The organism is Corallococcus sicarius (assembly GCF_003611735.1).
GTDB classification, from domain to species: Bacteria; Myxococcota; Myxococcia; order Myxococcales; family Myxococcaceae; genus Corallococcus; species Corallococcus sicarius.
Genome location: NZ_RAWG01000543.1, coordinates 1 through 3,274, shown reverse-complemented (window position 1 = coordinate 3,274; position 3,274 = coordinate 1). Strand labels below are relative to the sequence as shown.

1 protein-coding gene and 1 pseudogene are annotated in these 3,274 nt (G+C 75.4%); one reads left to right on the top strand and one right to left on the bottom strand.

Annotated elements, in window-relative coordinates; all coding sequences use genetic code 11:
• On the bottom strand, nucleotides 1-2,880 hold a 2,880-nt coding region (locus D7X12_RS40380; protein WP_244225072.1), incomplete at its 3' end, for a tetratricopeptide repeat protein.
• Between the two features lie 204 nt (nucleotides 2,881-3,084).
• Here D7X12_RS40380 and D7X12_RS40375 point away from each other — a divergent pair.
• Nucleotides 3,085-3,274 (top strand): annotated as a pseudogene (locus D7X12_RS40375) (TonB C-terminal domain-containing protein); the annotation flags it as partial.

Genomic DNA, 3,274 nt, shown 5'->3' with positions numbered 1-3,274 from the left:
CCACAGCGCGCGGGCCAGCATGTAGCGCGCGGCGGGGCGCTCCGCGGGGCGGGGCCGGGCGCGCTCCCAGCCGGTGACGGCCTTCTCCAGCGGGGCCAGCGCCTCGCGCGGACGGCCGAGCACCAGGTACGTGCGCCCCAGGTCCACCAGCGCCCCCGTCCAGCCGCCGTTCACGTCGTCCGGCAGCGACGTCTGCAGGGCGGCGGCGCGCTGGAAGTACGGCAGGGACTGCTCCGGCTGGTTGCGGTAGCTGAGCGTCTGGCCCATGCCCCGGAGCACCAGCGCCAGCGTGGGATGGTCCGCGCCCACGCTGGCCTCCAGTTGGGCAATCGCCGTGGCGAAGCGCTGGGTGGCCTCCTCCAGCCGGCCCATGTGCACCAGCAGCGTGCCGATGTTGTTGACGATGATGGCCACGGTGGAGCTGTCGCGCCCCTCCGCCTGCTCGGCGATGCGCAGCGCGCGCTCGTACAGGGGCAGCGCCTCCTCGCGCTTGCCCTGGTATTGCAGCGCCAGCGCCAGGCTGTTGAGCGCGTCCGCCACCTGGGGATGATCCGGTCCCAGCGAGCGCTCCAGGAGCGCCAGCGCGCCCCGGGCCAGCCGCTCCGACTGCACGAAGTCGCCCTGCTGCCAGCGCGCGCTGGCCTGCTCCAGGCGGATGCGCGCCACGTCCGGATGTTCGGGCCCCAGCGCGCCGCGCACGGTGCCCAGGGCGCGCTCATAGAGGGCCAGGGCCTCCTCGGTGCGCCCCTGCGAGCGGCGCACGGTGCCCAGCTCCACGCGCACGTCCGCGACCTCCAGGGCCTCCGGACCGAAGCGCTTCTCCAGGAAGGACAGCGCGCGCGTGAGCTGCTCGTGCGCCTCCGGGTAGCGCCCCTGCCGCGACAGCAGGCGGCCCAGGTTCGCCGCGAGCGCGCCGCTCAACTCGCCGCTGCCGCCCAGCCGCTCCACCGCGGCGCTGGCGCGCTCCCCGGACTGCTGGCCCTGGGCGTAGTGGTCCAACCGTTCACCCGTCACGCGGACGGCGAGCGTCCACGCGCGCGCGGCGGCTTCGTCATTGCGGCCGGCCTCCGCGGCCCACGCGGCCTGGAGCACCGTCTGCTCCGCGCCCCGGTAGTCCCCGGCCCCGTCCTTCAGCTCCGCGAGCAGCAGCAGCGCGTCCGCGGCGCCGGACCAGTCCCCGGCGGCGCGCGCGGCCTGGGCCACCGGCTCCATGCGCGCCACGCCCTGCGAGTAGCGGCCGGCGGCGCGCAGGGCCCTGGCGTCCACGAGCGCCTGGAGCAGCGCGACGTTGCGCTCGCGCGCGGCGGGGTCGTCCGGCGTGGAGCGGCCCCGGGACGTCAGCGCCTCCAGGTCCGAGCAGCCCGACAGCGGCAGCAGGCCCTCCACCGCGCGGGGCGCGCGCTCCACCAGGTCCGGATCCGCCTGGGTGAACAGCTGCGTGAGCGCGGCCACGTCCGCGAGCCTCGAGTCCAGGCAGCGCATGCGCAGCGCCATCACCGCCTCGCTCTGCTCGCCCCGCACGCGGGTGGCCTCGCACGCCGCGGTGCGCGTCGTCACCCAGGCGGCGGTGTACGCGTTCAGCCCGCGGCGCACGTGGCGCAGGGCATCGTGCGCGAAGCGGCGCTCGGTGCCGACGAAGGCCACGTCCACCGCGTGCTGGCGCGCGGCGTCCCACACGCCGTCCAGCGCCCGCGCGGCGCCCTCGCAGCCCGTGACGGTGCTCCGCTGGAGCACGCCGGTGATGGCCACCGCCGACAGCAGCAGCACCGACGCGCCGGCCATGCGCAGCTGCCGCGTCCGGCGCGCGGTGGGGTTGGCCTCCAGCTCCGCGATGAGCGCCTCCATGGAGGCGTGCCGGTCCTCGGGCCGCACCGACAGGCCCTTGAGCAGCACCCGCCGCAGCCACTGCGGCACGCCCGAGTGCCGGGGCACGCTCTTCACCCTTCCCGCGTGCACCGCCTGGGACAGCTCCTCCACCGTCAAGCCCGCGAAGGGGCGCTCGCCGTAGAGCCCCTCGTAGAGCGCGGCGCAGAAGCCGAACTGGTCGCTGAAGGCGTCCGTGCGCTCCTCCGGAGGGAACTGCTCCGGGGCCATGTACGCCGGCGTCCCGCCCTCCATGGCGCGGGGGCGCGCGAAGCCTCCGGGCGTCACCGGGGGCACCACCGCGCCGGACATGATGCGCGACAGGCCGAAGTCCGTGACGCGCACCCGGCCGTCCTGGCCCACGAGGATGTTCTCCGGCTTCACGTCCCCGTGCACGACGCCCACCGCGTGCGCCGCGGCGAGCCCCCTCCCCGCGGCGACGAAGACGTCCACCACCTGGCGCCACGGGTGGGGGCCGTCCTGCTCCCACTTGCGCAGCGTCCGCGAGTCCACCAGCTCCATGGCGAGGAAGACCTGCCGGCCGAAGGTGCCCACGTCGAAGACGGAGACGACGTGCGGATGGGAGACGCGCGCCATGGCCTGCGCCTCGCGCAGCACCTGCGTGCGGCCGGCCTCCGCGCCCAGCCCCAGGGCCTCCACCTGCAAGAGCTTGAGCGCGACGCGGCGGTCCAGCTCCGGGTCATATGCCGCGTACACGACGCTCATCCCGCCCACGCCCAGCATCTCCAGGATGAGGTAGCGCCCCACCGCGGTGCCCCGCGCGAGCGGCGGCGTGGGCAGGCGCAGCCGCTGCTTCCGGCCCCGCCACGGCTCCACGGGCAGCGTGGCGAACTGGCTGCCGAGGACCTCCTCCTCGGGGGCCGCCGACGGCTCGGTGGAAGGCGGCTGCACCTTCAGCGCCTCCGACACCATGCGCCGGCAGGAGGGGCAGGTGTCCAGGTGCTCGTCCACGACGGCGGCCCGCGCGGGCGGCAGCGTCCCGAGCAGGAGGTCCATGAACGTGGGTTCATCGAGACAGGCGGCAGGCATGGCAGGCACGTGGGGGTGGCAGCACACCAGGAGTCACGGCATCCGTCGAGCCACCCCCGGGGCTGTTTCGCGCGGCCCGGGGTTGCCTGCTCGGCGCAAGGGGACGTCGGTTCACGAACGCCCGCGTCAGTCCGGGTTGAGTGGGAGGGGCCTTTCTGAAAGCGTCCGGCCATGCGGCGCCTGCGACGTCTTGGATGGGCCGGCCTGCTGTCGCTGGTCCTGCACGCCGTCGTGCTCCTGCTGCTGTGGCGGGTGGACCCCGCGTCCTCCCAGCGGACCTCCCGGCTGCGCGCGGAGGCCATCGAGGTGGAGATCCACGCGTCCCCCGCCGCGAAGCCGCCCCCTCCGGTCGCTCCCGAAG